Source organism: Campylobacter sp. BCW_4319, assembly GCF_001764435.1.
In the GTDB taxonomy this organism is placed as follows: Bacteria; Campylobacterota; Campylobacteria; order Campylobacterales; family Campylobacteraceae; genus Campylobacter_D; species Campylobacter_D jejuni.
The window spans coordinates 53,894-79,588 of record NZ_MKAQ01000010.1 but is presented as its reverse complement, the minus strand read 5'-3'; the positions used below and the strand labels follow the sequence as shown (position 1 = coordinate 79,588).

Here is a 25,695-nt window from a genome sequence, read left to right as displayed (position 1 = left end):
AATTTTTAATTAAACCTGATAAATTTAGGTTTAATTATCTAGGATTTACAAACTCTTTCGTAGAGTTTTATAATTATAATTTTTATCAAAGACAAGTTTTTCATTTTCCTTAACCTGCATTTTACCCTTGATATAAAAATACTCCTTATCACTGGTTTGAGTAAGAATAATATCAGCATCCATCATGCAATTTTCCCTACCAATTTTCATCTTTTGAGTGATAGTGTGTTTAGCACTTAGAGGATCTTCATTTTGAAGGACTAGCTCTCTTTTAAGATTGTGTTCTACTAAAACATCAATCTCATCAAATCTATAAATACCTTCGCCAAAAACTCCACCCACTCCATCGGTTATACAAGCGTAAGTATCGCTTAAAATATCATAAGTTATACTCCTATCTACCCTACCTTCTTTAAGCAAAGTAAGAGGAGTTAAAGGAGCACTTTGAGCTTCTAAATTCACTTTATTGCTATCCTTGCCACTAAAAACAGGTAAAGCAAAATCGCATTCATTTAAATCCAAAGTCAAGGTCACATTTTCAGGCATAAGCCAAAACATAGGCCAAAAGGTTGTAGCCAAAGAAAGTCTTATCTTAGATCCCTTAGCAAAACGATATCCACAACAATCAAGCCTTAGCTCTCTTTGGATCCATTCATTTTTTATCAAGGGTGTAAATTCACTTCTTTCTTTATTTAAGGCTAAATTTAAAACCCCATAGCTCACCCTTTGTACAAAGCCATCTTCCCTTACTTCACTAAGTTGTGCAAAAAGCATAGCTTTAGGCTTATCGCTATTTAATTTCACTTTTAACAAGGGATAACCTAAAACATCAAACTCATCTTGCAAAATTTCACTTTCAAAAACCACAGCTAAACCATCATCTAATCTTTGATCTGCAGGACTTTCTCCCAAAACGACTGCTCCCATCCACTCTCCAGCTAAAAGTCCATGATTTTGTGGGGTATTAATCTTAATGCTTTGCTTGCTTTTTTCTTGAGTGAGTCTATAAGGATTTAAAAAATAGGTATGATAATTTATATCCTTACTAGGATAACTTTCTAATCCCACAAAACGCCCTTTAACCTCACTCACTTTAGAACTAGGTTTTAAAGGATCTTCTATATAAGCTTGTATCATAGGACAATCAAGAACATCATTATCTTCATCTTTTAGCCATTTATCCCACCATTTTAAAGCTTCTTGTAAAAATCCCATAGCAGGAGCTGGAAAACCATCGTGCGGATAAACATGAGCCCAAGGGCCTATAATGGCTTTTCTTGGAACCTTTAAACCTTGCATGAGAGTAAAAACAGGATTGGTATAAGAATCAGCCCATCCATCTAAAGCAAAAACAGGTACTTGTATATCCTCATAATTTTCACTCACCGAGCCATGTTTCCAATACTTATCCTTTAAATTATGTTCCATCCATAAAGCAGGCCATAAAGGCATATTTTCAAGTCTATGAAGCCATTTCTCTCTTCCATTTGGATCAATTTTTGGATCTACAAAACGGGCTTGATAAGCAAGCATGATATTGCCCCACCAAAAATTATCATTGAGCAAACACCCGCCTTTATAATGTATATCTTCATTGTATCTATCATCGGTAAAACCCACCACTATAATGGCTTTTAAATTCTTAGGTCTTCTAGCAGCCACTTGCAAAGAATTAAAACCACCCCAAGACTTACCCATCATGCCTACTTTACCATTGCACCATTCTTGTTTGGCTATCCATTCTATAAGCTCTAAGGCATCATCTTGTTCTTGCTTTAAATACTCATCTTTTAAGAGCCCATCAGATTCCCCACTGCCTCTCATATCCACTCTTACAACAACATAACCATTGCCTGCAAAATAGCCATGCATAGGTTCATCTCTTGTTCTTGTACCATCATTTTTTCTATAAGGAATGTATTCTAAAATAGCAGGAAGTTTCTCATCGGTTTGTGGAAACCAAATTCTAGAAGAAAGCCTTGTGCCATCCTTTAAAGTAATCCAAATATTTTCTATCACTTTCACTTTAAATTTAAAATCTTTAATTATTTTCTTCATATTTTTTTCCTTTTTTTATTGTATTTTTTTATCCAAAACAAACAAAAATTAGCACCCATAATAGCCATAGCAATCATGATACTAAAATAGATATGAAAACCCTTTACTCCTTGATATTTATCAAGCAAATCTCCGGCTAAAACAGGTGCAAAAACTTCAGGCAAATATCCAAAAGTAGAAACTATACCTATGGCCATACCAGCTAAATGTACAGGAATTTTACCCTCGCTTAATAAAGAATAATAAATACTAAAATTAGAATACATAGCCACATAAACAATCACACAAGCTAAGGTTAAAGCCACCATTTGTATAAAACACCCCAATAAGCACTAAACATTAAAAGCACCACTCCAAGTCCCATGGTTACAAAACCCACTAACATAACCTTAGCCTTTCCAAAACCATCAGCTACAAAACCACCTACTATAGAAACAATGGGGCGTATATAAGAGGTTAAAACCGCTAAAATAGCTGCAAATACAGCAGAAGTACCTATAACATTACTCGCATAAGGGGTAAAATAATAAAAACTCATATTGAAAAAATAAGTACAAAAAGTGATGGCCACCACAAGCCATAAAGCAGGATTTTTAATAAGAGATAAAAAATCACTCCATTTTAAATTTTCACTTTTTTCATGCTTACTCTCTTTTAAAAGAAACAAAATCACTGCACTAATTATAGAGCTAAAGAATAAAAAATGATAATCATCTCTATACCCTTAGAAGCTAAAGCCTTGGTTTGAAAATAGCCAAAAATAGCCGTAGCAATAGCTAAATATATAGTGCTAACCACACCACGACCCCCTTCAAAGACCCCATAAGCTCTTGCTTGCTCTTGCTTGCTGGCTAAAGTGCGTATGATTTTCATCAAAGAAGGCCAAAAAGTAAGAAGCGAAGTAATACCCCAAAGCCCATAAATAATCATAAGAGCCTTAAGCGAAGTAAAATAAAGATGAAGCAAACCCCCACATCCTGTAGCACCAAAGAAAAGATCAAAAGCTTCTTAGGAGCAAAACGATCTGCTAAATATCCACCCAAAGCATAAGAAAAAAGTCCTAACAAACCATAAGCACTACCTAATAAACCCATTTGAAAATTATCTAAATGATACAAAGCCATATAATCATCATAATAATACTTTCTAAAATAAGGCAAACCATAAATAATAGAACCACAAAAAGAAAGCAAAATCAAAGTGAAAAAATTCTTTTTTAAAAGTATTCTTCATGGCTTCTCCTAAACAAATCTAATTTTAGTATTACATATTTTTAGTATTTTTTTAAAAAAATTAGAAAAATTTTAAAAGCTAATTTAAATTTTTGTAGATTATTTACACATTTGACAAAAATAAAACATACAAGAAAAAGAATAAAATAAAAAAATTATTTCAACAAGGAAAATTACCCTTGTTGAAATATATTACAAACCTACCGCACTTAAAGTTTGGTATTTACTCATATAAATTTGAGCTTCAATTTTTCTCATCGTATCAAGTGCTACTTGAACTACAATAAGTACGGAAGTACCGCCAAAATGAAAAGGCACACCCATAAATTTCACCAAAACCCAAGGCAAGGTTGCAACAAGTCCTAAATAAATAGAACCTGATAAAGTTAAACGAGAAGCCACTTCGTTAAGATAATTTGAAGTTCCCTCACCTGGACGAATTCCAGGGATAAAACCGCCTTGTTTTTTCAAATTTTCTGCTATATCTTTAGCGTTAAATACAATAGAAGCATAAAAATAAGCAAAGAAAATTACAAACAAGAAAGTTAAAACATGAAACAAATAACCATTTGGATTTAAAAAGTCATTAATGGCTTGTAGATAAGGATTTGTACTAGTTTGTAAAATTGTTGTTGGAAACATCAAAATCGCACTAGCAAAAATCGGTGGAATAACCCCACTAAGATTGAGTTTAATAGGAATATAATTCATAATGCGTTTGTTTTGATTTTGCATTACAACTTTACGAGAATAAGAAATAGGAATTCTTCTTTCTCCAAGTTCTACATAAATAATCACGCCTATAGTGATTAAAATCAAAGCAAAAATTGCAAAAGCGGTCAAGAAATTCATCTCGCCTGAATTGATTTGCCCTACAGTTCCTGAAATCGCTCTTGGAATACCTGAAACAATACCTGCAAAAATGATTAAAGAAATACCATTTCCTATACCTCTTTGTGTGATTTGTTCGCCAAGCCACATTAAAAGCATAGTTCCTGCAAGCATAGAAATAGCACAAAGTGCGATAAACATATTTAAATCTTCTACCATTATAGCCCCTGCACCACCACGACCGTGCAAGCTTTGCAAACCTATAGCAACGCCTATACTTTGAACCAAAGTAATCACAATAGTCGCATAACGGATAATTTGCATATATTTTTGCATACTATCACGCTCTTTTTTCATCTTACCAATATTTGGAAAAGTTGCTGCAAGAAGCTCCATAATAATAGAAGCAGTGATATAAGGCATAATACCTAAAGAAATGATAGAAAAGCGTTCAGCCGCTCCACCACTAAAAACATTAAATAAACCCAAAGCATTGTTTTGATTGTTATTAAAAAATTCCGCAATCACATCAGCATTGACGCCAGGAACTGGCACATAAGCCAGAACCCTATAAGCAAATAAAAATGCTAAGGTGATTAAAATCTTATTCGTCAATGCTCTATTCATTATTTTGATCCGGTGACGCTAATATTCTCGTCTTTGATTTTTGATACTAAGTCTTTTGCACTTGCACCAATTAATTTGATTTTATTCACAGATTTTGAAATTTTGTGAACACTTTTAATGCTCTCAAATGTAATTTCACTAAGCTCTTTTACAGCTGTGATTTTTTCAACATTGATCACATAAGGTTTTTGAATTTTAGAAGTAAAACCTACTTTTGGTAGTCTTCTTTGAAGTGGTTGTTGACCCCCTTCAAAACCTCTTTTTTCATTATAACCTTTTCTAGCAGTTTGACCTTTACCCCCTTTAGTAGCAGTCTTACCCATGCCAGAACCTTGACCACGGCCAATTCTTTTAGTTTTATGCGTTGAACCCGCTGCTTTTGTTAAATTCATCTTCTTATCCTTTTAACATTGTTAAAGCTTTGATTGTAGCACGAACCACATTAGCTGAATTATTTGAACCCAAAGACTTGGTTAAGATGTCTTTAATACCTGCAAGTTCCACGATAGGGCGTGTAGAACCACCTGCAATAACTCCTGTACCTTCACTAGCTGGTTTAAGTAAAATTCTACTTGCGTTATATTTTACCTCTACATCGTGAGCGATAGTTGAGCCTTTAGTTTTAACTTCAACGATATTTTTAAACGCATCGTCAACAGCTTTACGGATGGCATCTGGAACTTCCTTAGCTTTACCATAACCAACACCTACTAAACCTTTGCGGTTTCCAACGATAACTAAAGCAGTAAATCTAAATCTTCTACCACCTTTAACAACCTTAGTAACTCTGCCGATATCGACGATTACTTCTTCAAATTCTTCTCTATTATATTTTTCCATCGATTTACCCCTTATAGCCTAATGCCATTTTCTCTTAAAGATTCAGCCAATGCTGCGATAACACCATGATATACATAACCATTTCTATCAAAAACAGCTTGTTCTATCTTTTTAGCTTTTAAAGTTTTAGCAAATTCAGCAGCGATTTTTTTAGCACCTTCTTTATTTGCTTTAACGCCAAGTTTGCGTCCATCAACTGCTGCTAAAGTTACAGCTTTTACATCATCAATCGCTTGGATATATAGAGTTCTGTTTGATTTAAATACAGAAATTCTTGGAAAATTTTCACAACCTGAAATTTTCGCTCTAATTCTTTTTTTTCTTTTGATTCTTAAAGTTAGTTTTCTTTTTAATACATTTGCTCTCATATTCTACCCTTACTTCTTAGATGTCTTACCAGCTTTGCGGATAATGCGTTCATCAGAATACTTAACGCCTTTTCCTTTATATGGCTCTGGTGGTCTAAATTCACGAATTTGAGCAGCAACTTGACCTACAACTTGTTTATCACTTCCTTTAACTGCAATAGTATTTTTATCCACTACAATTTCAATTCCTTCTGGAATATCATAATTAATAGGATGAGAAAAACCAAGGCTTAGTTCTAAAACTTTACCTTTTAAAGCTGCTTTATAACCAACTCCATTGATTTCAAGAGTTTTTGAAAAACCTTGAGTTAAACCTACAACGATATTGTAAGCTAAAGCTCTGTAAGTTCCCCAATAAGCTCTACTTTGTCTGTCTTCACCTTTTGGAGAAAAAAGAATATTATTATCTTTAATCTCAACATTTACATTTGCTTTAGTATCAAGTTCTTTTGCTAAATTTCCTTTTTTAAATTTAAGCAAATTTCCTTCTAATTTTACTTCTACTCCTGCTGGAATAGCAATCGGTTGTTTACCTATACGAGACATATTTTTCCTTTTTATTTGTCTAGGATATTTCTACTTTTTTAAAAGAATGGATACCCAATGCCATAAAAAGCAGATTTTTTACCAAATGGTACATAAAATTTCGCCGCCAACACCTGCTTTATAAGCTTCATCATTAGCTAAAACGCCATGACTTGTGCTAACTACGATAGTACCATAACCATTTTTAAAACGCTTGATTTCATCTTTACCTTTATAAACACGACGACCAGGCTTAGAAATTCTTTTAAGCTCATTGATAACACTCTTACCTTTTTCATCGTATTTTAAAACTACATTGATAAATTTCTTTTTATCTTCTTCAATAACATTAAAACTCTCAATATAGCCCTTAGCTTGAAAAATTCCAACTAAAGCTTCTACAACTTTAGAATGTAAAAGCTTGGTTGTTTCAAGCTTTCTCATTCCTGCATTTCTGATACGAGTGAGTGAATCTGAAATAATATCATTTATCATATTTTATCCTTACCAACTTGCTTTCTTAAGACCTGGAATCAAACCTTCGTTGCCCATTTTTCTTAAGCAAACTCTGCAAATTCCAAAATCTCTATAAACCGAATGCGGACGCCCACAAATTTGGCATCTTGTATAAGCTCTAACTTTAAATTTAGGCTTGCGTGCCGCTTTTGCAATCATTGATTTTTTAGCCATCTTACTTTCCTTTTGTAAATGGCACACCGATAAGTTCTAATAACTTTTGTGCCTGTTTGTCATTTTGTGCTGTTGTAACTATAGAAATGTTCATACCATGAGTTCTTAAAATTTTATCATACTCCACTTCTGGGAACATCAACTGCTCATCAAGACCGAAGTTATAGTTTCCGCGTCCATCAAAACCATCTCTACTTAAACCTCTAAAGTCTTTCACCCTTGGCAAAGCAATAGAAATTAATTTATCAAGAAAAGCATACATATTTTCTTTTCTTAAAGTTACCATTACACCCACAGGAAAACCTTCGCGAACTTTAAATCCTGCAACTGATTTTTTAGCTTTAGTAATCACAGCCTTTTGTCCTGCAATTAAAGAAATAGTATCTGCAACATTTTGCAATACTTTTTGATCTTTAGCCAACTCACCAGCACCTACGCTGATAACTACTTTTTCGATCACAGGGATAAGCATAGGATTTTTAATATCAAATTCTTTAACCAATGCAGGTTTAATGCTTTGATTATATTTTTCTTTTAATCTCATCATCGCTTACTCCTGAACTTTTGCCACATTGGAAATATCCATTGGCATTTCTTTATTGATAAAACCACCATTTGGGTTTTTCTCACTCGGCTTAATAGCTTTTTTAGCGATTTTACATCCTTCAACTACCACTTTAAGTGTTTTTGGATATACCGCTAAAACTTTACCTGTTTTACCTTTATCATCGCCTGTGATAACCTTAACGCTATCACCTTTTTTGATTTTTAATTTAACCGCCATTATAATACCTCCGGTGCTAGTGAAACGATTTTCATAAAGCCACCATATCTAACTTCTCTGCCCACTGGCCCAAAGATACGAGTTCCGATAGGCTCTCTTTTGTTGTCAAGAATAACCGCAGCATTTTCATCAAAACGAATCAAAGAACCATTATCTCTATGAATTTCTTTTTTAGTTCTAACGATAACCGCTTTTACCACTTGACCTTTTTTAACTTTTCCATTTGGTAAAGCTTTTTTAACAGATGCAACGATTACATCACCTACGGTAGCGTATCTTCTTTTGCTACCCCCTAAAACCTTGATACACATTAATTCTTTTGCACCGCTATTATCAGCAACTGCAAGTCTTGTAAAACTTTGAATCATTACTCAACTCCTGTAGCTAATACAGATTTTAAGCGAAATGATTTTCTTTTTGAAAGTGGTCTGCATTCTACTGCAACAACAGTATCACCCACTTTAACTTCATTTCTCTCATCATGAATTAGATATTTTTTAAAGCGTTTAACAATTTTTCTATATCTTGGATGAACCACTTTTCTTTCAACCAAAACACTTGCGGTTTTTTCACCAGCGATTTTAACAACAACGCCTTGAATTTCTCTTTTAAATGCCATTTTCTATCCTTATCTTAAAGCGTTAATTGCTGTATTTATTCTAGCAATGTCTTTTTTTACTTGGCTAATCTCTTTTGGATTAGTAAGTTGCATTGTTTTTAGCTTTTGTTTTAAAGTGAATAAAAGCACCTTTTTTTCTTTTAGCATTGTTGCAAGCTCAGCTGCTGTTTTATCTTTAATCTCAGTATATTTCATTTTGGCTCTCTCTTGTAACAAACTTAGTTTTAAATGGAAGTTTATGCATAGCTAAAGTCAATGCTTCTCTTGCCATTTCTTCGCTTACTCCTGCCATTTCATAAATAATACGACCTGGCTTGATATTCATTACCCATTCTTCAACAGCACCTTTACCTTTACCCATACGAGTTTCTAAAGGTTTTTTTGTCAAAGGCTTATCTGGGAAAACTCTAATCCAAGTTTTTCCTTGTCTTTTAACAAAACGAGTTAAAGCGATACGCGCTGCTTCGATTTGGCGTGAGTTAATGCGTCCTGCTTCAGTTGCTTTTAATGCAAATTCACCAAAAGTAAATTCTGTTCCACGATTAGCATAACCTCTGTTACGCCCTTTCATCATTTTGCGATATTTAGTTCTTTTTGGCATTAACATGATTATTTACCCCTTCTTGTGCGTCTTGGCTTTTTAGCTGGAGCACTTTCTTCAGTTTTTTCAGGTTGCATACCTTTGTGCAATACTTCACCTTTAAAGATCCATACTTTAACCCCTATGTTTCCATAAGTAGTTCTAGCTTCTGCAAAACCATAATCAATTTTTGCTCTTAAAGTATGAAGTGGAACGCGTCCTTCAAGATACCATTCTGTTCTTGCCATTTCAGCACCGCCTAAACGACCAGAAACTGAAACTTTAATCCCTTTAGCACCTGCTTTTTGCGCACCTTGAATTACTTTTTTCATCGCTCTTCTAAAAGCAATTCTTTTTTCAAGTTGAGTTGCAACACTTTCAGCAGCAAGTTGAGCTGAAGCTCCTGCTTTTCTTTCTTCTTTGATATTGATATTTACATCTTTACCGATTAAATCTTGCAATTCTTTTCTTAAATTATCAACATCACTACCTTTTTTACCGATGATGATACCTGGTCTTGCGGCAACTACAGTAACGCGAAGTTTTTTAGCAGTTCTTTCTACTAAAATTTGACTGATTCCTGCGTAATAAAGTTTTCTTTTTAAGAAAGCTCTGATTTTGTAATCTTCACCGATATTTTCTACTAAATTTGCTTTAGTCGGAAACCATCTTGATTCCCAATTTCTATTGATTCCTAGTCTTAGACCAATTGGATTAACTTTTTGTCCCATTAGCTTTCCTTTTTCGCTGTTGCTTTTTTAGTGCTTGTTGTTTTTTTAGCTGGAGCTTTTGTTGTAGTAGTCTTTTTAGCTGCTGGAGCTTTTTTAGCTACTGTTTTTTTCTCTTCAGCTTTCACTTCTGCTTTTGCCACTTCTACTAAAATATGTGAAGTTGGTTTTCTAATACGACTTGCACTTCCTCTAGCTCTTGGTCTAAATCTTTTTAATACCGCAGCTGCGTCAACACGACAACTTTTTACAACCACTTCGTTTGCTTCAAAGCCACCATTTGCTACTGCACTTGAAATTGCATTTGCGATGTATTTTGCACCTTTATTTGGCATAAATTTTAAACTAGCCATAGCTAATTCTGCATTCATCCCCTGAACTTCTCTAGCAATCAATCTTGCTTTAGTTGGAGATAATCTTATGAATTTAATTAATGCTTTACTCATATCTTATCCCTTACTTACCAATTTTCTTTTGCACAGAGCCTTTATGCCCTTTGAATGTGCGTGTTGGAGCAAATTCACCAAGTTTATAACCGATGTGATTTTCAGTAATATAAACCGGAATGAAGCTTTTACCATTATGAACATTAAATGTAAGTCCTATCATATCAGGAGTAATTGTGCTTCTTCTTGACCAAGTTTTAATTGGTTTATTATCATTAGCCTTTTTAGCAGCGATGACTTTTTTCATTACATGATCATCAACAAAAGGACCTTTTTTTAGTGATCTAGCCATCTTACTTTCCTTTTCTTCTTGAAATTATTAGCTTATCGCTAGCTTTTTTACGACGAGTTTTCGCACCTTTAGTTGGTTTACCCCATGGAGTTACTGGATGACGGCCTGAATTTTTCTTACCTTCACCCCCACCGTGCGGGTGATCTACTGGGTTCATTGCAGAACCACGAGTTTGCGGGCGGATACCTCTATGGCGATTTCTACCTGCTTTACCGATAGTTACATTAGCCCATTCTTCGTTACCTACTTCGCCGATACTTGCCATACATTCAGCTAAAACTTGTCTCATTTCGCCGCTTGCAAGTCTTAAAATAACATATTTTTCTTCTTTACCCATAAGTTGTGCGTAAGCACCCGCAGAACGAATCATTTGACCGCCTTTACCTGGCTTTAACTCAACATTATGAACAATAGTACCCACAGGAATGTTTTTAAGTTTCATTGCGTTACCTGGTTTAATATCAAGTCCGCTTTCAGCAGCTGCAACGATATCGCCAACGCTTAATCCACGTGGTTGAAGAATATATCTTTTTTCCCCATCTTTATAAGCAATCAAAGCAATTCTACAATTTCTATATGGATCATACTCGATTGCTTCTACTTTGCCTTCTATACCGAATTTACGACGTTTAAAATCAATAATTCTGTAAAGTTTTTTAGCACCCGCTTCTTTATGACGACTTGTAATTCTTCCATAGCTATTACGACCTGCGTGCACTGGAAGTTTAACAAGTAGTGAGCGCACACTTGGTTTAGCTGTAATATCTTCAGAACTTAAACCTGTGATATATCTTCTACTTGGAGTATATGGTTTATAAGTTTTAATTGCCATCTTAAGCCTCCGTATTTTCTAAGCTAACACCTTCAGGTAGCTTAACATAGAATTTTTTGTAATCGTTTCTTTGACCTAAACGACCTCTAAAACGCTTAACTTTTCCATCCATTCTTAATGAATTGATGCTTTTTGGAGTTACACCAAAATACTCTTTTAAAACCGCTTTTAAGCCTGTTTTAGTCATCTTTGGTGAAGTTTGAATAACTACGACACCTTGCTCTTGCAAATTCAAACTTTTTTCTGTGTAAAGTATAGTCTTTATATCAGTAATATCTGCCATAATTATCCCTCTTTTGTAATAGATTCTAACGCTGATTTTTCTATGATAACAGCATTAAATACAGATACTAAATAAGCATTTACTTCAGTTACATCAACTACATAGCAATTTGCTAAATTTCTGTAAGCTAAAAGTGTTTTTTCATCTAGTAAATCTTTAACGATTAAAGCATCTTTGACGCCAAGTTTTTTAATCACAGCGTTTGCATCTTTTGTTTTACCACTTTCAATAGCCAAAGAATCAGCAGTAAATAATGCTCCCTTAGCTGCTTTATCTGCTAAAGCTCTTTCAAGCGCCAATCTTTTTTGTTTTTTATTTACTTTTTGGAAGTAGTTTCTTTCATTTGTTGGACCAAAAGCAACCGCACCGCCTACCCAAACGTTAGTTCTTGTTGAACCCGCTCTAGCACCGCCACGACCTTTTTGTCTCCAAGGTTTTTTACCACCACCACTTACATCACTTCTACCTTTAGTATGAGCTGTATTTGCTCTTAAACTTGCAAGGTAAGATTTTACATATAAGTAAAGATTGTGTGGATTTACTTCCGCATATTTTGAAGGTAAATCAAGTTCACCTGCTTTTTCTAATTTATCATTTAAAACAACTACTTTACTCATTTTGCAATCCTTATTTTACCCATAGCACCATTATAACCTGGTACTGCACCTTTAACTACTAAAATTTTGTTTTCAGCATCATAAGATACAACTTCGTTTTTAACGGTCACTTTAGTATTTCCATAGTGTCCTGCCATTTTCATACCTGGTTGAACACGACCTGGCCATTCTCTATTGCCAATAGATCCGTGGCGTCTGTGAAATCTAGAACCGTGACTTGCTGGACCCCCTGCGAAGTTATGTCTTTTCATAACACCGCTATAACCTCTACCTTTAGTGTTAAAGCTTACTTTTAAAATTTTTGCTTCATTTAATGGAGTTTCATCTAAATCTCCTGCTTCAGTATTTGCTACTTCTAAAGTCGCAAATCTATTGTATTCTGCAGAAAGATTATACTTTTTTTGTTGTCCTGCGACACATTTATTACTTGCTTTACCTTTTGGATATGCTACTAAAGCCTTTCCGCCTTCAACTTCACATACTTTTGCATTTACAACTCTTAGTAAAGTTACAGCGATACTTGGATTAGTAATTGTTCTGCTCATTCCGATTTTTTCTACAATATATTCCATATCTTATCCTTACTTACCCATAGCTCTTACTTCAACGCTTACTTCTGGCGCTAAATCAAGCTTAGTTAAAGAATCAACTGTATCTGGAGTCGCTGCTACTATATCTAGCATACGTGCGTGAATTCTTATTTCAAACTGCTCACGAGAATCTTTGTTAATGTGTGGAGATTTTAAAACTGTATAGCGTTTGATTTTAGTAGGCATTGGTATCGGACCTCTGATATCCGCACCTGTTCTTTTAACAGCTTCTACGATTGCTGCAACTGTTCTGTCTAGTACTCGATGGTCATAAGCTTTTAGCTTAAGCCTAATTCTTTCCATAATATTTCCTTTAAAAAGAACTCGTTAGTTAAAAACTAACCAATTTATAAAAATTGAAATGAGAGTATATAAAATCTTGTTTTCAAAGTCAAGGAATTTGATGAAATTTTTCTATTATTTTCCTTTTAAAAAGGATAAAAATAGAATTTTTAGAATTTAAAAATTATCATTATTTTTTAAATTTTTGCATATAATGGTCAATATCTTATTTCATTAAATTTCAAAAAATCTCTTAATTTTTCATATTCTCCATTTTCCAAATAGCGATGTTTTCCCGCCTTTAACATACCAAGATCTAAAGCCCCAAAAGCAACACGCTTAAGATCCATGACTTCAAGATCAAAATGTCCAAAAAAGCGTCTAAGCTCTCTATTTTTACCTTCATTTATAACCACTCTAAGCTTAGTATAACCTCCACTTGATCCAAAAATTTCAAAGTCTATAAAAGGAGCAAAACTCATAGAGGTGATTTTGGTTTTTGCGTGTGCGCCTTTTTTTTCATTTTTAATCTCAAGCCCATTTTGCATGGCTTCGATGACTTGTTTGCTCACCGTACCTTTAACTTTAAGGTAGTATTCTCTTTCTAAATCGCTATGCATTAAAGCATTAGCAATCACAGGAGAATCTGTAAGCAAAAGCAAGCCCTCGCTTGCATAATCCAGCCTACCTACGCTAAGCCAAGTACTAAATTGTCTTGGCAAGGTATCGTATATAGTTTTTCTTCCACGATCGTCTTTTTTACTGACAATTTCACCTTTTTGTTTATGGTAGATTATCACGCTAAATTGCGTTCTTTTTTGCACTCTTTTGCCCTTAACAAAGACTTTATCATCAAATTTAACTTCATCGCTTAAAAGGGCAATTTTGTTGTTTATTTTTACTAAGCCTTGTTTGATAAGTTCATCAGCTTCACGGCGTGAATAACGAGTGTTATGGGATATAAATTTATTAATTCTCATTTGATCTTCCTTAAAAGGGCGTTTTTGCCCTTTTTTACATTACAAAAATAGTTGGAACTATGGTTGGGTATTTTTTAATCTTTCTAAAGATATGTTTTCTTAAGACTTGGCGGATTTGATTTTCTAAAAATCTTGGATCATTGAGTACTTCATCTTTAACATTGATGAAAAATTGTCCTAAAACTTCAGCCATATCTTTGCTAAAAGCATGATCGTGTTTGTCAGCTACTAACCCATAGCTAAATACTCTTGGTTTATTGATCAGTGTTTTTGTGGCTTTGTCAATTTGTGCGATAATAACCACTATGCCACTATCTGCAAGTTTTTGGCGATCTATAACTACATCATCGGCGATTTGTTTGTTGATTTGATTATCTACAAAAACTTTACCTGTTTTTACGGTTTTTATGCGTTTGACATATTTTTGGCAAAGTTCTACTTGATCGCCATCGCTCATAAGATAAATATTTCTTTCAGGGATACCGCACTTCATCGCTGTTTCTTTGTGTTTAGTGATGTGATTGTATTCTCCATGAACCGGTAAGAAAAATTTAGGTTTGGTAAGGGTTAGCATAAGTTTTTGCTCTTCTATACTAGCGTGTCCGCTTACATGAATTTCACTAAATTCTTGATACGCTACTTTAGCTCCTGCTTTTAAAAGATAGTCAAGCACCGCAGAAACACTTGCTTCATTTCCTGGTATGGCTTTAGCTGAAATAATCACTTGATCTGTAGGTTTGATTTTTATAAATTTATGCTCATCAGTTGCCATTCTATAAAGCGCACTCATGGTTTCGCCTTGACTTCCTGTAGTTACGATAAGCACTTCATTGTCTTTATATTTGCTTACTTCATCAGCATCGATGAAAATTTTTCTATCAAGTTTGATGTAGCCTAATTCCATAGTGGTATAAAGATTTCTTTCCATAGAACGACCGATCACACAAACTTTTCTGCCGTATTTTAAACCATAAGTGATAGCCTGATAAACACGGTGGATATTAGAACTAAAAGTACTCATGATCACCCTGCCTTTGGTACGTGCAAAAATTTGATCAAAAGTTGGCCCTACAGAGCTTTCACTTTTTGTATAACCTTCTTTGTACGAATTTGTACTATCGCTTAAAAGACATAAAACCCCTTCTTCTCCATAATGTGCCAAACGTCCTAAGTCTGTTGGATAGCCATCGATTGGGGTTTGATCAATTTTAAAATCACCTGTGTGGATAATAGTTCCTGCTTTTGTTTTGATCGCAAGTGCTGAAGCATCAATGATAGAATGTGTGATATGAATCCACTCTATATCAAATTCGCCTATCTCATAAACACGGCGTTTTTCTACAGGGCGAAACCATTTGCGTTCTGCTTTTAAGCCATGTTCTTCAAATTTGTTTGAAATCATTCCTAAAGCCAAAGGTGTAGCGTAGATAGGAAATTGGAATTCTTTAAAGAAATAAGGCACTGCACCGATATGATCTTCGTGTGCATGAGTGATCACTATACCACGAATTTTATCTTTAATTTTTCTTACATAGTCAAAATCAGGGATGATAATATCTACCCCATGCATAGTTCCATCAGGAAAACTCATACCTATATCTACTATAATTGCGTCTTTATTGGTTTCAAAAACACTGATATTTCCACCAATTTCTCCTAAACCTCCTAAAGGAGTGATGCGGATTTTATGCTCGCTAGAATTATTATATTTTAAAGGGTGTAAGCGGTTTTCATGTGAAACACGGTTAGCTTCTATACATTCTGCAAGAGCGATTTGCCAATCTTCATTACCTGTGAGTTTTGAAGGAAGATTGCGATTTTTCTTCTTTTTTTTCTCAGTTTTATTTTCTGAGTTTTCAGAATTTTCCTTGTTGGAATTTTGATCAATTTTTGGAGTATCATTTTCATTTTGCAAAGAATCAGCTAATTTTTTTCTACGATTTTTATATTTATAGCGTTTATTGTTTTTTGAATTTGAGTTCGGATTTTGTTCGTTTTTATTTATCTCTTTGTTTTCGTCCATATTTATCCTTTAATTTGTCATAAATTTTAAGGTATGAATCAACGCAAATTTCATGTGGTCTGATGTTTTCTTTTAAGCCAAGGGTGCTTAAAACTTCTAAAACTTTTGCTTTATATGTTTTTAAATTTCCTAAGAGTTGTTTTCTAGGAGCTTTAAAACAGTCTTTTAGAAAATTTTTGAAATTTTCTATTTCGCAAAGTTCATTAAAATCCTTAGTTTTAATCAAACTCATTACCGCTGATATAACTTTTGGCGGCGGATTAAAACATTGTGGATCAACATCAAAAAGTATTTTTCTTTCGCAAATCATTGCACTTAAAACACCTAAGGAAGAAAACTCACTATTTCCTTCTTTAGCGCAGAATTTTTCAGCCATTTCTTTTTGCACCATTACAATAAGCCCTAGACAATTTTTATCTTCTAAAGCTTTTAATATAATGTGACTTGCAACATAATAAGGCAAATTTGCAACCAAAAAATATGGTTTTTCATCAAGACTAGGATTAAAAGCTTCGCTTGCGTCTTGATGGATCAAGTTAAATTTTCCACATTCAAGTTCTTTTTGAAATTTCTTTTTTAAAATAGGTATAAGATCATTATCGATTTCATAAGCTTTTACTTGAGAAATTTTTAAAAGTTCTTGCGTTAAATCACCTAAGCCAGGCCCAATCTCAATGATATTGTTCATCTCTTTGGGTATGGCTTGGATGATTTTTGCTAATACGCTTTTATCGATTAAAAAATTTTGTCCGTATTGTTTTTTTGCTTTAACCATAAGGAATAATTTTATCTAAAAATTCTTAATTAAGTCTTTTTAGGTAGAATTATTTTTGTAAAATTTCATAAGGATCAAAATGATTGTTTGTGCGGGTGGAAATGAAAATTTTTCTTTTGCAAAAGCTATAGGTATAGGTTTGGTTGAATCAGCTTTTCATTTGGGTCAACTTTGCTTCAAAGAAAAACCATCAAAACTTATATTTATAGGAACTTGTGGGCTTTATGATAAAGGAGAAATTTTAGAAATTTATAGAAGTTCATATGCTTTTAATGTAGAATTTTCTAAAATTTCACACGCTTTTTATACTCCTGCAAAATATGAAATTTGTTTAGAAAAAGAAAATGTTTCTCGTGAAACAATCAAGATCAATTCTTCAAATTATATTTGTCAAAATTCAAAAGCAGCAAAAGAATTTTCGAAATTAGGTTTTTTTGCAGAAAATATGGAAGCCTTTTCTGTTTTGAGCGTAGCTAAAAATTTAAATATTGATGCAGAGTGTATTTTGTGTGCAACAAATTTTTGCAATGAAAATGCTCACGAAGATTTTATAAAAAATCATCAAAAGGCAAAAGAAAAATTAGAAGAATACTTAAAAAAATATCATTATATTTAAAAATTCAAAAAGGAAAATAATTTTGAAAGAGCTTGTTAATATTTTAGATTTTTTACCTGAAGAATTAGAAGAAAAAATCAAACCGATGTTTCGCGTGAAACAAATTTATCAATGGATTTATCAAAAATACGCCAATAATTTTTCTGATATGTCAAGTTTACCAAAAGATCTACGTTTAGAACTTGCGCAAAATTTTCATTTCTCTCCTGTAAAATGTGTTAAAAATGAGCAAAGTAAAGATGGAAGTATAAAATATCTTTTTGAACTTATCGATGGTTTAAGGGTAGAAAGCGTGCTTTTACCTATGAAAAAAGAAAAAATAAACACAGAAGGCAAAAGAATTTCTCATGCGAGATACACTATCTGTGTTTCTTCTCAAGTGGGTTGTAAAAGTGGCTGTAGTTTTTGTCTTACCGCTAAAGGTGGCTTGAAAAGAAATTTAAGCACAGGAGAGATAGTTGGACAAATTTTATGGATCAAAAAACAAAACAATATCCCTTACGAACGCCGTGTAAATATAGTATATATGGGTATGGGCGAGCCTTTGGATAATCTTAAAAATGTTTCTAAAGCGGTAAAAATTTTAGCACAAAATGATGGGCTTGCCATAAGTCCTCGCCGTCAAACCATCAGTACTAGCGGTTTGGCAAAACAAATCAAAGAATTAGGTCAAATGAATTTAGGTGTTTTACTTGCTATATCATTGCATGCAGTTAATGATGAGCTTCGAACCGAACTTATGCCTATCAATAAAGCTTATAATATCGCTGCGATTATGGATGCGGTGCGTGAATTTCCTATAGATCAAAGAAAAAGGGTAATGTTTGAATATCTTTTAATTGATGGTATCAATGATAAGCTTGAACACGCTAAAGAATTAGTCAAGCTTTTAAATGGCATTAAAGCTAAAGTGAATTTAATACTCTTTAATCCGCATGAAGGAAGCTTATATAAACGCCCTAGTTTAGAAAACGCGATTAAATTTCAAGATTTACTCAGCAATAAAGGTGTAACTTGTACTATAAGAGAAAGTAAAGGGCTTGATATCTCAGCTGCTTGTGGACAGCTTAAAGAAAGGGCAAAAGAACAATGACAATGCTAGATATTTTTGAAATCGTTTTTATAACAGCTGTTGTGATTATAGGTTTTGGTGGAATTGTTTTTGTAGTAACAAAAGAAAAAAAATAATTATTACATTTAATGGTGTCAAGGGGGAGACTTGAACTCCCGACCTCCGGCTTATGAGACCAGCGCTCTAACCAGCTGAGCTACCCTGACTAAAAATAAAAATATAATTATACTACTTTTTACTAAAAATTTTCTGATTTTTTTAAAAAATAATTTTATTTTCAATATTTAAAAAATTTCTTTATTTTTAAAGCTTTTATAGATATAATGAAAGCTTTATTTCATAGACAGGTGTCCGAGCGGTTGAAGGAGCACGCCTGGAACGCGTGTAAAGTGCAAGCTTTCGAGGGTTCGAATCCCTTCCTGTCTGCCATTCTTATTTTTAATATTTAAAATATTATTGTTTTGTCAAAAGTTATTTTATTGTTTATAAATTCTTAAATTTTTGATAAAATATTAAAAATTTTATTTATTAGGTTTTTTATAATGCTACAATCAAGACTTTTAATGAATTTAAAAGGAATAGGAATATCTTTTATACCAAGATATTTTTCAAATAAATTTAGATAAAATTTTTAATGATATTTTAAAATACAATATTAAAGACTTAGAAGAAATACAAACTCGAGTTAAATATTATAATCAAATAAATGAATTTTTTACACCTACAGCAAAGGAAAAAATAGGAAAATTTCCTTTTAAAAGCACCTCTTATGCTTTTGATGCTTATGAAATCAGTAAATACTTTAAAGATGAATTTTTATGGAATAAAGAATTTGGCGATGTAAGACATACTTTTAAAGAAGCAACTATTTGCAAATCGAGATCTTTGGAAAATAATATAAATAATATTTTATTAAAACTTGATAAAAATAGGCACTTTTGCTTTTTAAAAGATAACATAAACTATGAAAATAAAAAGGATATAGCGATATTTAGAGGAGCAGTATATCAAAAACATCGAAAAGAATTTTTTGATTCTTATTTTGGTAGAACTTTTTGCGATATAGGAGATACTTCAAAACAACCTAGCCAATGGAAAAAAAACTTTTTAAACAAAAAAGAACAAATGAAATATAAATTTATAATTTCTTTAGAGGGTAACGATGTAGCAAGCAACTTAAAATGGGCTATGAATTCTAATTCTTTAGTTTTAGCTCCAAAAATAACTTGCGAAACTTGGTTTATGGAAGGAACTTTAAAACAAAATTATCACTTTGCTTTGATTGATAATGAGAATTTGTCAGCAGTAATTGAATATTTTAAAAGTCGCCCAAAAGATGCATTGGAAATTATTAATAATGCTCATCAATATATTAAGAAATTTTTAGACAAGAAAAAAGAATTCCATATAGGAATTTTGGTTTTGACCAAATATTTTTATTACTCTAGACAACTTGAACTTAACAAAAAAAGAGATATTTTAGAATTAATCAAATAGTAAATTACTCTCATTAATTCTCTAATTTTTCATAAAAAATAAATCTTTTTATACATATATTACATCATAAATTAAAAATTTGATTTTAGTTTTCAGCCAAAAACAAGTAATATTGCGATAAAATCTCAGACTTATAAAGGGGCATTAGCTCAGCTGGGAGAGCACAACGCTGGCAGCGTTGTGGTCAGCGGTTCGAACCCGCTATGCTCCACCATATGGTTCCGTAGCTCAGCTGGTAGAGCACTACCTTGACATGGTAGTGGCCGTTGGTTCAAGTCCAATCGGAGCCACCATCACCCTTCCTTATACAAAGGATTATCATGCAAAACACTATCATACAAAAAGCCATCCATAAAGATTTAAATTCTATACTTGAAATCACAAAAGATGCTTTAAATGCTATGAAAACTATGAATTTTCACCAATGGGATGAGAATTATCCCAATGAAATAGTTTTTCAAGAAGATATACAAGCACAAGAACTTTATGTGTTTAAAGAAAATGATGAAATTTTAGGCTTTATCTGTATCAATGAAAAATTTGAACCTGAATTTTACAAACAAGTTATTTTTAACAAAAATTATGATGATAAAGCCTTTTATCTACACCGTTTAGCCGTCAAACAAAATGCAAAAGGCAAAGGCGTGGCACAAAAACTTTTAAATTTTTGCGAAAATTTTGCCTTGGAAAATCACAAGGCAAGTTTAAGAGCAGATACTCATAGTAAAAATTTTCCTATGAATTCGCTTTTTAAAAAGCTTGATTTTAATTTTTGTGGAAACTTTGACATACCTAATTACCAAGATCCTTTTTTAGCTTATGAAAAAATTCTAAACCAAAAAGCTTTTTGAGTTTTTTTCATAGGCTTTGATTTGTGCTTCATGTTTTAAAGTTAAAGCTATATTATCAAGTCCTTCCAAAAGACAAATTCTGTGAAAATCATCTAAATCAAAAGAAAAAATCTTATCTTTAAAAAATACTCTTTTTTCCAACAAAGAAATTTCTATATTTTTATCTTGGGATTTTTTTAACTCATCAACTATTCCCAAAACCTCATCTTTAGCAAGTTCTATGGTAAGCAAACCATTTCCTAAGGCATTGTTTTTAAAAATATCCGCAAAAGAAGGTGCGATAATAGCTCTAATACCATAATCAACCAAAGCCCAAGGCGCATGCTCTCTTGAAGAGCCACTACCAAAATTTTCAAAACTTACCAAAATAGAGCTATTTTGATATTCTTTTTTATTGAGATTAAAATCCATATTTAAAACACTTTCTTTATCATCTAAATAACGCAAATCATGAAACAAATGCTTACCAAAACCTTGCTTAGACACTGCAAGTAAAAATTGCTTAGGTATAATTTGATCTGTGTCTATATTGGCATATTCTAAAGGACAAGCTATACCTTTATGTATAATAAATTTTTGCATATTAAACTCCTAAATACTTTCTATTATCACAAATAACACCTTCTATGGCACAAGCTGCCGCACTTGCAGGACTCATCAAATGAGTGATAGAACCTTTACCTTGTCTGCCTACAAAGTTACGATTTGAAGTTGAAGCAACTCTTTGACCTGAATTTGCTTTGTCATCATTCATACCAAGACACATAGAACACCCTGCATATCTCCACTCACACCCTGCCTCGATAAAAATCTTATCAAGTCCTAAATTTTCAGCTTCTTTTCTTACTTGCATTGAACCAGGCACGATTAAAGCTTTAACATTTTTATGAATTTTACGCCCTTTTAAGATATCGGCGGCTATTTTAAGATCTTCTAAACGCCCATTTGTGCAAGATCCTATAAATACAATGTCGATTTTTACCCCTTCTATAACTTGATCTTGCTCTAAATTTACATAAGATAAAGCATCAAGCAAAGATTTTTGCTCGCTTTGATTTTTAAAATCACTTATTTTTGGAATTTTTTCATCTATGCCAATCACTTGCGAAGGATTTGTTCCATAGCTAATTTGTGGTTTTATCTTGCTTACATCTAGAGTAATACTCTCATCATATTTTGCTCCTTCATCGCTTCTTAAACTCTTCCAATACTCACAATACTTTTGAAATTCTTCTCCTTTAGGTGCAAATTCCTTTCCCTTAATATACTCAAAAGTGATCTCATCAGGAGCTATCATACCTACTTTAGCTCCAAATTCTATAGCCATATTACAAAGAGTCATTCTAGCTTCCATACTTAAATTTCTTATAAGTTCTCCGCAAAATTCTATAGCATAACCTGTGCCTTTTGCCGTGCCGTATTGTGCGATCAAATACAAAATCAAATCCTTAGCATAAACGCCTTTTTGAAACTGCCCTTTACATTCGATTTTCATAGTTTTAAGTTTGGCTTGTTTTAAAGTTTGCGTTGCCATGACATGCTCTACTTCACTCGTGCCTATACCAAAGGCTAAAGCTCCAAAAGCCCCATGTGTTGCCGTATGAGAATCCCCACAAACTAAAGTAACCCCAGGTAAAGTAAAGCCAAGCTCAGGACTTACTATATGAACTATGCCTTGATTTTTATCTCCAAGTCCTAAAAGCCTTACTCCAAATTCCTTAGTATTTTGCATCAAAGTTGTAATTTGCTCTTTTGCCATATCAGAACAAGCATTTAAATCCACACTTTTAGTTGAAACATCATGATCTATAGTAGCCAAAGTTAAATCCGCTCTTGCCATTCTACGCTTAGCCATTTTAAGCCCTGAAAATGCTTGAGGGCTTGTTACTTCATGGATTAAATGTCTATCGATATAAAGTATAGGAAGTTCGTTTTTGCCTTCATAAACCACATGAGCATCAAAGACTTTCTCATATAAAGTTTTAGCCATTGTCATTCTCCTTTAAAATTTCTAAAATACAATCCCCCATTTCATCGGTATTTAAATACGACTTAGCATTTAAATCCTTAGTCATTTTTCCTTGTGCCAATGCTAAAGATATAGCATTTTCTATATCCTGTGCGGCTTGTTCTTCTTTGAAACTATACTTTAACATCAAAGCCGCACTTAAAATTTGAGCTATGGGATTGGCTATATTTAAATGAGCTATATCAGGCGCACTTCCACCTGCTGGCTCATAAAGTCCAAAACCTTTATCATTCAAACTTGCTGAACTTAACAAACCCAAAGATCCATTAATGGCAGCTAACTCATCGCTCAAAATATCACCAAAAAGATTTGAACAAAGCATAACATCAAAAATGCTAGGATTTTTTACAATCTGCATCGCAGCATTATCCACATACATATACTCTAAGCTTATATCTTTATAATCTTTTGCAACATTTGCCACCACTTCTCGCCACAAAATAGAACTTGCTAAAACATTTGCTTTGTCGATTAAATGCACTTTTTTCTTTCTTATTCTTGCACTTTCAAAAGCAATATGAGCTATCCTTTCTATCTCTTTTTTAGTGTAAATTTCAGTATCATACGCACTTTCTTTACCTAAATCCTGCTTACCAAAATAAATCCCACCTGTAAGCTCTCTAACACATAAAATATCCACTCCTTTTTGGATAATCTCATTTTTTAAAGGTGAAGCATGAGTTAAACTTTCATAAATTTTACAAGGACGCAAATTTGCAAACAAATTAAAATGCTTTCTTAAAGGCAAAAGCGAGGCTCTTTCAGGTCTTTGATCTATGGGCAAATTATCCCATTTAGGCCCACCCACAGAACCAAATAAAATCGCATCACTTTGCTCACAAAGCTTTAAAGTTTCATCACTTAAAGCCACTCCATAAGCATCTATACTTGCACCACCTATTTTAGCTTCATTAAATTCAAAACTAAAATTGTATTTTTGTGCGATAAAAGTTAAAATTTTTAAAGCCTCTTTCATCACCAAAGGTCCTATACCATCTCCTGCTAGGACAGCTACTTTATAAGTTTTCATGCCATTTTCCTTTCTTCTACTTTTAAAGAGCGATAAATCGCATTGTAAGCACTCACAAAAGCTTGTGCTGAAGCTTCTATAACATCTGTTGAAATTCCTTTTCCATGGAATTTTCTCCCTTTAAATTCCAAATCCACATCCACTTGTCCTTGAGCATCTACCCCTGAACTTTTTGCATTGATACTATAAGCTTTTAGCGCAGGCTTTAAATTCGTTATCCTAGCAATGCAGTTAAAAACTGCTTCAACAGGACCATTTCCTGTGCAAGCTTCAGTTTTTAACTCTTCTTTAATACGCATACAAACACAAGCAGTTGGGATATTGCCACTAATCACGCTTAATTTTTCAATCACAAATTCATTTTCTTCTTCATTTTCATAGCTTAAAAACATCAAAGCTTCCAAATCATAATCATACACTTGACCCTTTTTATCCGCAAGGCGTAAAAAACGCTCATAAACATCATCTAAATTATAAGTATTTTCATCATAGCCTAAATTTTCAAGGCAAGTTTTTATCATAGCCCTTCCACTTCTTGCCGTCATTAACATACGATTTTCATGAATTCCTATGGCACTAGGGCTTATGATCTCGTAAGTTTGCCTATTTTTAAGCACTCCATCTTGATGAATGCCTGAACTATGAGAAAACGCATTGCTACCCACTATAGCTTTATGCGAAGGTATACTTTCATTAGTGATAGCTGAAACTAATTTTGAAGTTTTAAAGATATTTTCACATTTAATATCAGTATAAAAACCTTTTAAATAATCTTTCCTAGTTTTTATCGCCATAACCACTTCTTCTAAAGCACAATTACCCGCCCTTTCGCCAAGTCCATTTATAGTGCACTCTATCTGTCTTGCACCTTGTAAAATAGCACTTAAACTATTGCCCGTTGCCACACCTAAGTCATTGTGACAATGCACAGAAATGATAGCTTTGTCTATATTTGGCACTTTGTTAAATAAAATTTTGATGATATTAGCAAATTCGCTTGGCAGAGTATAGCCTACGGTATCTGGGATATTTATAGTTTTAGCACCTGCTTTTATCGCATTTTCCACCATAAAACAAAGATTATCTATAGGCGTTCTTCCTGCATCTTCGCATGAAAATTCTACATCATCAGTATAAGATCTTGCTCTTATAATCGCTCTTTTTGCCATAGACAAAATTTCATCAAAATCTTTTTTTAATTTATCTTGCATATGCAAAGTCGAAGTGGCTATAAAAGTATGAATTCTAAAATGCTTTGCCACTTTTAAAGCTTCATAAGCCATATCTATATCTTTATCCAATGCTCTAGAAAGTGCACAAATAGTTGAGTTTTTAACCTTAGAAGCGATCTTTTGCACCGCTTTAAAATCCCCTTGTGAAGATACCGGAAAACCTGCTTCTATAACATCTACGCCTAAATTTTCAAGCGCTAAAGCGATTTGTAATTTTTGATTGATACCCAAAGAACTGCCTAAAGCTTGTTCTCCATCTCGCAAAGTGGTATCAAAGATTATGATTTTATTATCTTTCATGATTTAATCCTTTAAAACCAAACAGACTGAATGAATTAAAAATTCAAAAACTTAACAACAACAATA

38 protein-coding genes and 4 tRNA genes are annotated in these 25,695 nt (G+C 33.2%); 8 read left to right on the top strand and 34 right to left on the bottom strand.

What is annotated here, in order from left to right; all coding sequences use genetic code 11:
• Positions 1 to 45: 45 nt before the first annotated feature.
• The 29 genes from AJN56_RS03975 to rsmA all read right to left on the bottom strand — a co-directional run bounded on the left by AJN56_RS03975 (position 46) and on the right by rsmA (position 17,002).
• On the bottom strand, positions 46 to 2,058 hold the full coding sequence (locus tag AJN56_RS03975; RefSeq protein ID WP_002869290.1) for a CocE/NonD family hydrolase: 2,013 nt from the start codon (positions 2,056 to 2,058) through the stop codon (positions 46 to 48).
• Entirely contained in the window at positions 2,055 to 2,366 is a 312-nt protein-coding gene (locus AJN56_RS08885; protein WP_011812816.1) for a hypothetical protein, read from the bottom strand. Before AJN56_RS08885 ends, AJN56_RS03975 begins: the two co-directional genes overlap by 4 nt.
• On the bottom strand, positions 2,354 to 2,725 hold the full coding sequence (locus AJN56_RS08880; protein WP_011812817.1) for an MFS transporter: 372 nt from the start codon (positions 2,723 to 2,725) through the stop codon (positions 2,354 to 2,356). The genes AJN56_RS08885 and AJN56_RS08880 overlap by 13 nt, the downstream gene beginning before the upstream one ends.
• Positions 2,726 to 2,739: 14 nt before the next feature.
• Complete coding sequence (locus AJN56_RS08875; RefSeq protein ID WP_009883140.1) at positions 2,740 to 2,988, bottom strand: hypothetical protein; 249 nt, start codon at positions 2,986 to 2,988, stop codon at positions 2,740 to 2,742.
• The gene (locus AJN56_RS03965) at positions 2,985 to 3,257 is read right to left on the bottom strand and encodes a hypothetical protein (protein ID WP_002882243.1); all 273 of its coding nucleotides are present in this window, start codon (positions 3,255 to 3,257) and stop codon (positions 2,985 to 2,987) included. The genes AJN56_RS08875 and AJN56_RS03965 overlap by 4 nt, the downstream gene beginning before the upstream one ends.
• Before the next feature lie 225 nt (positions 3,258 to 3,482).
• Entirely contained in the window at positions 3,483 to 4,748 is a 1,266-nt protein-coding gene (gene secY / locus AJN56_RS03960; RefSeq protein ID WP_002860827.1) for a preprotein translocase subunit SecY, read from the bottom strand.
• On the bottom strand, positions 4,748 to 5,140 hold the full coding sequence (rplO, locus tag AJN56_RS03955; protein ID WP_002851292.1) for a 50S ribosomal protein L15: 393 nt from the start codon (positions 5,138 to 5,140) through the stop codon (positions 4,748 to 4,750). The genes secY and rplO overlap by 1 nt, the downstream gene beginning before the upstream one ends.
• A 4-nt stretch (positions 5,141 to 5,144) precedes the next feature.
• Positions 5,145 to 5,588 carry a 30S ribosomal protein S5 gene (rpsE, locus tag AJN56_RS03950; RefSeq protein ID WP_002779428.1) on the bottom strand — a complete coding sequence of 148 codons (444 nt, stop codon included), beginning with the start codon at positions 5,586 to 5,588 and terminating at the stop codon, positions 5,145 to 5,147.
• 11 nt (positions 5,589 to 5,599) lie between these two features.
• On the bottom strand, positions 5,600 to 5,956 hold the full coding sequence (rplR, locus tag AJN56_RS03945) for a 50S ribosomal protein L18 (protein WP_002785535.1): 357 nt from the start codon (positions 5,954 to 5,956) through the stop codon (positions 5,600 to 5,602).
• 9 nt (positions 5,957 to 5,965) lie between these two features.
• A complete protein-coding gene (rplF, locus tag AJN56_RS03940) occupies positions 5,966 to 6,502 on the bottom strand; it encodes a 50S ribosomal protein L6 (protein WP_002851302.1) in 537 nt (178 codons plus the stop codon).
• Positions 6,503 to 6,580: 78 nt separating this feature from the next.
• A complete protein-coding gene (rpsH, locus tag AJN56_RS03935) occupies positions 6,581 to 6,976 on the bottom strand; it encodes a 30S ribosomal protein S8 (protein ID WP_002851353.1) in 396 nt (131 codons plus the stop codon).
• 9 nt (positions 6,977 to 6,985) lie between these two features.
• Positions 6,986 to 7,171, bottom strand: a complete 186-nt coding sequence (locus AJN56_RS03930) for a type Z 30S ribosomal protein S14 (RefSeq protein ID WP_002851478.1) — start codon at positions 7,169 to 7,171, stop codon at positions 6,986 to 6,988.
• 1 nt (position 7,172) lies between these two features.
• On the bottom strand, positions 7,173 to 7,718 hold the full coding sequence (rplE, locus tag AJN56_RS03925) for a 50S ribosomal protein L5 (protein ID WP_002851453.1): 546 nt from the start codon (positions 7,716 to 7,718) through the stop codon (positions 7,173 to 7,175).
• A gap of 3 nt (positions 7,719 to 7,721) precedes the next feature.
• Positions 7,722 to 7,955, bottom strand: coding sequence for a 50S ribosomal protein L24 (rplX, locus tag AJN56_RS03920; protein ID WP_002779437.1), 234 nt, complete (start codon positions 7,953 to 7,955; stop codon positions 7,722 to 7,724).
• Positions 7,955 to 8,323: a 50S ribosomal protein L14 gene (gene rplN, locus AJN56_RS03915; RefSeq protein ID WP_002779438.1), complete on the bottom strand. Its 369-nt coding sequence runs from the start codon at positions 8,321 to 8,323 to the stop codon at positions 7,955 to 7,957. The genes rplX and rplN overlap by 1 nt, the downstream gene beginning before the upstream one ends.
• Positions 8,323 to 8,574, bottom strand: a complete 252-nt coding sequence (rpsQ, locus tag AJN56_RS03910; protein ID WP_002851549.1) for a 30S ribosomal protein S17 — start codon at positions 8,572 to 8,574, stop codon at positions 8,323 to 8,325. The genes rplN and rpsQ overlap by 1 nt, the downstream gene beginning before the upstream one ends.
• A 9-nt stretch (positions 8,575 to 8,583) precedes the next feature.
• Positions 8,584 to 8,769: a 50S ribosomal protein L29 gene (gene rpmC / locus AJN56_RS03905; protein WP_002851566.1), complete on the bottom strand. Its 186-nt coding sequence runs from the start codon at positions 8,767 to 8,769 to the stop codon at positions 8,584 to 8,586.
• On the bottom strand, positions 8,756 to 9,181 hold the full coding sequence (rplP, locus tag AJN56_RS03900; protein WP_002779441.1) for a 50S ribosomal protein L16: 426 nt from the start codon (positions 9,179 to 9,181) through the stop codon (positions 8,756 to 8,758). The genes rpmC and rplP overlap by 14 nt, the downstream gene beginning before the upstream one ends.
• Positions 9,182 to 9,183: 2 nt before the next feature.
• On the bottom strand, positions 9,184 to 9,885 hold the full coding sequence (rpsC, locus tag AJN56_RS03895) for a 30S ribosomal protein S3 (protein ID WP_002851138.1): 702 nt from the start codon (positions 9,883 to 9,885) through the stop codon (positions 9,184 to 9,186).
• Positions 9,885 to 10,328: a 50S ribosomal protein L22 gene (rplV, locus tag AJN56_RS03890; protein WP_002855723.1), complete on the bottom strand. Its 444-nt coding sequence runs from the start codon at positions 10,326 to 10,328 to the stop codon at positions 9,885 to 9,887. Before rplV ends, rpsC begins: the two co-directional genes overlap by 1 nt.
• Positions 10,329 to 10,338: 10 nt before the next feature.
• Positions 10,339 to 10,620, bottom strand: a complete 282-nt coding sequence (rpsS, locus tag AJN56_RS03885) for a 30S ribosomal protein S19 (protein WP_002851509.1) — start codon at positions 10,618 to 10,620, stop codon at positions 10,339 to 10,341.
• Between the two features lies 1 nt (position 10,621).
• Positions 10,622 to 11,452 carry a 50S ribosomal protein L2 gene (gene rplB, locus AJN56_RS03880; protein WP_002869292.1) on the bottom strand — a complete coding sequence of 277 codons (831 nt, stop codon included), beginning with the start codon at positions 11,450 to 11,452 and terminating at the stop codon, positions 10,622 to 10,624.
• Between the two features lies 1 nt (position 11,453).
• A complete protein-coding gene (locus tag AJN56_RS03875) occupies positions 11,454 to 11,735 on the bottom strand; it encodes a 50S ribosomal protein L23 (protein WP_002856384.1) in 282 nt (93 codons plus the stop codon).
• Positions 11,736 to 11,737: 2 nt separating this feature from the next.
• The gene (gene rplD / locus AJN56_RS03870; protein WP_002791636.1) at positions 11,738 to 12,352 is read right to left on the bottom strand and encodes a 50S ribosomal protein L4; all 615 of its coding nucleotides are present in this window, start codon (positions 12,350 to 12,352) and stop codon (positions 11,738 to 11,740) included.
• Positions 12,349 to 12,924: a 50S ribosomal protein L3 gene (rplC, locus tag AJN56_RS03865; RefSeq protein ID WP_002779987.1), complete on the bottom strand. Its 576-nt coding sequence runs from the start codon at positions 12,922 to 12,924 to the stop codon at positions 12,349 to 12,351. Before rplC ends, rplD begins: the two co-directional genes overlap by 4 nt.
• A gap of 9 nt (positions 12,925 to 12,933) precedes the next feature.
• On the bottom strand, positions 12,934 to 13,245 hold the full coding sequence (gene rpsJ / locus AJN56_RS03860; RefSeq protein ID WP_002779353.1) for a 30S ribosomal protein S10: 312 nt from the start codon (positions 13,243 to 13,245) through the stop codon (positions 12,934 to 12,936).
• 197 nt (positions 13,246 to 13,442) lie between these two features.
• On the bottom strand, positions 13,443 to 14,204 hold the full coding sequence (locus tag AJN56_RS03855) for a pseudouridine synthase (RefSeq protein ID WP_002869293.1): 762 nt from the start codon (positions 14,202 to 14,204) through the stop codon (positions 13,443 to 13,445).
• Between the two features lie 34 nt (positions 14,205 to 14,238).
• Positions 14,239 to 16,233 (bottom strand): ribonuclease J, encoded by a 1,995-nt coding sequence (locus AJN56_RS03850; RefSeq protein WP_002860132.1) that lies wholly within the window; start codon positions 16,231 to 16,233, stop codon positions 14,239 to 14,241.
• Positions 16,202 to 17,002 (bottom strand): 16S rRNA (adenine(1518)-N(6)/adenine(1519)-N(6))-dimethyltransferase RsmA, encoded by an 801-nt coding sequence (rsmA, locus tag AJN56_RS03845; RefSeq protein WP_002882245.1) that lies wholly within the window; start codon positions 17,000 to 17,002, stop codon positions 16,202 to 16,204. The genes AJN56_RS03850 and rsmA overlap by 32 nt, the downstream gene beginning before the upstream one ends.
• 79 nt (positions 17,003 to 17,081) lie before the next feature.
• Between rsmA and AJN56_RS03840 the strand changes: the two genes are divergently transcribed.
• The 3 genes from AJN56_RS03840 to AJN56_RS03830 are packed head-to-tail and all read left to right on the top strand — an operon-like array spanning position 17,082 to position 18,806.
• Positions 17,082 to 17,618 (top strand): purine-nucleoside phosphorylase, encoded by a 537-nt coding sequence (locus tag AJN56_RS03840; protein WP_002869296.1) that lies wholly within the window; start codon positions 17,082 to 17,084, stop codon positions 17,616 to 17,618.
• 22 nt (positions 17,619 to 17,640) lie between these two features.
• Positions 17,641 to 18,711 (top strand): 23S rRNA (adenine(2503)-C(2))-methyltransferase RlmN, encoded by a 1,071-nt coding sequence (gene rlmN / locus AJN56_RS03835; protein WP_070246173.1) that lies wholly within the window; start codon positions 17,641 to 17,643, stop codon positions 18,709 to 18,711.
• Positions 18,708 to 18,806 carry a hypothetical protein gene (locus tag AJN56_RS03830; RefSeq protein WP_002869298.1) on the top strand — a complete coding sequence of 33 codons (99 nt, stop codon included), beginning with the start codon at positions 18,708 to 18,710 and terminating at the stop codon, positions 18,804 to 18,806. Before rlmN ends, AJN56_RS03830 begins: the two co-directional genes overlap by 4 nt.
• A 13-nt stretch (positions 18,807 to 18,819) precedes the next feature.
• Here AJN56_RS03830 and AJN56_RS03825 read toward each other — a convergent pair.
• A tRNA-Met gene (locus AJN56_RS03825) sits at positions 18,820 to 18,896 on the bottom strand.
• Positions 18,897 to 19,031: 135 nt separating this feature from the next.
• On the opposite strand from AJN56_RS03825, the gene AJN56_RS03820 reads away from it, so the two are divergent.
• The 5 genes from AJN56_RS03820 (at position 19,032) to AJN56_RS03800 (ending at position 21,038) form a co-directional block, all read left to right on the top strand.
• A tRNA-Ser gene (locus AJN56_RS03820) sits at positions 19,032 to 19,119 on the top strand.
• A gap of 456 nt (positions 19,120 to 19,575) precedes the next feature.
• Complete coding sequence (locus AJN56_RS08870) at positions 19,576 to 20,187, top strand: glycosyl transferase family 90 (protein WP_002869299.1); 612 nt, start codon at positions 19,576 to 19,578, stop codon at positions 20,185 to 20,187.
• Positions 20,188 to 20,325: 138 nt separating this feature from the next.
• Positions 20,326 to 20,401, top strand: a tRNA-Ala gene (locus AJN56_RS03810).
• A gap of 3 nt (positions 20,402 to 20,404) precedes the next feature.
• Positions 20,405 to 20,480: transfer RNA gene (locus AJN56_RS03805), tRNA-Val, on the top strand.
• A gap of 27 nt (positions 20,481 to 20,507) precedes the next feature.
• Positions 20,508 to 21,038 (top strand): GNAT family N-acetyltransferase, encoded by a 531-nt coding sequence (locus AJN56_RS03800; protein ID WP_009883153.1) that lies wholly within the window; start codon positions 20,508 to 20,510, stop codon positions 21,036 to 21,038.
• On the opposite strand, the gene leuD is transcribed toward AJN56_RS03800, so the two are convergent.
• The 4 genes from leuD to leuA are packed head-to-tail and all read right to left on the bottom strand — an operon-like array spanning position 21,018 to position 25,629.
• Positions 21,018 to 21,620: a 3-isopropylmalate dehydratase small subunit gene (leuD, locus tag AJN56_RS03795; protein ID WP_002868998.1), complete on the bottom strand. Its 603-nt coding sequence runs from the start codon at positions 21,618 to 21,620 to the stop codon at positions 21,018 to 21,020. The two genes, AJN56_RS03800 and leuD, sit on opposite strands and share 21 nt — an antisense overlap.
• A 1-nt stretch (position 21,621) precedes the next feature.
• On the bottom strand, positions 21,622 to 23,034 hold the full coding sequence (gene leuC / locus AJN56_RS03790) for a 3-isopropylmalate dehydratase large subunit (protein WP_079254199.1): 1,413 nt from the start codon (positions 23,032 to 23,034) through the stop codon (positions 21,622 to 21,624).
• A complete protein-coding gene (gene leuB, locus AJN56_RS03785; protein ID WP_052785883.1) occupies positions 23,021 to 24,097 on the bottom strand; it encodes a 3-isopropylmalate dehydrogenase in 1,077 nt (358 codons plus the stop codon). Before leuB ends, leuC begins: the two co-directional genes overlap by 14 nt.
• Positions 24,094 to 25,629, bottom strand: a complete 1,536-nt coding sequence (gene leuA / locus AJN56_RS03780; RefSeq protein WP_002868995.1) for a 2-isopropylmalate synthase — start codon at positions 25,627 to 25,629, stop codon at positions 24,094 to 24,096. Before leuA ends, leuB begins: the two co-directional genes overlap by 4 nt.
• Between the last annotated feature and the right edge of the window lie 66 nt (positions 25,630 to 25,695).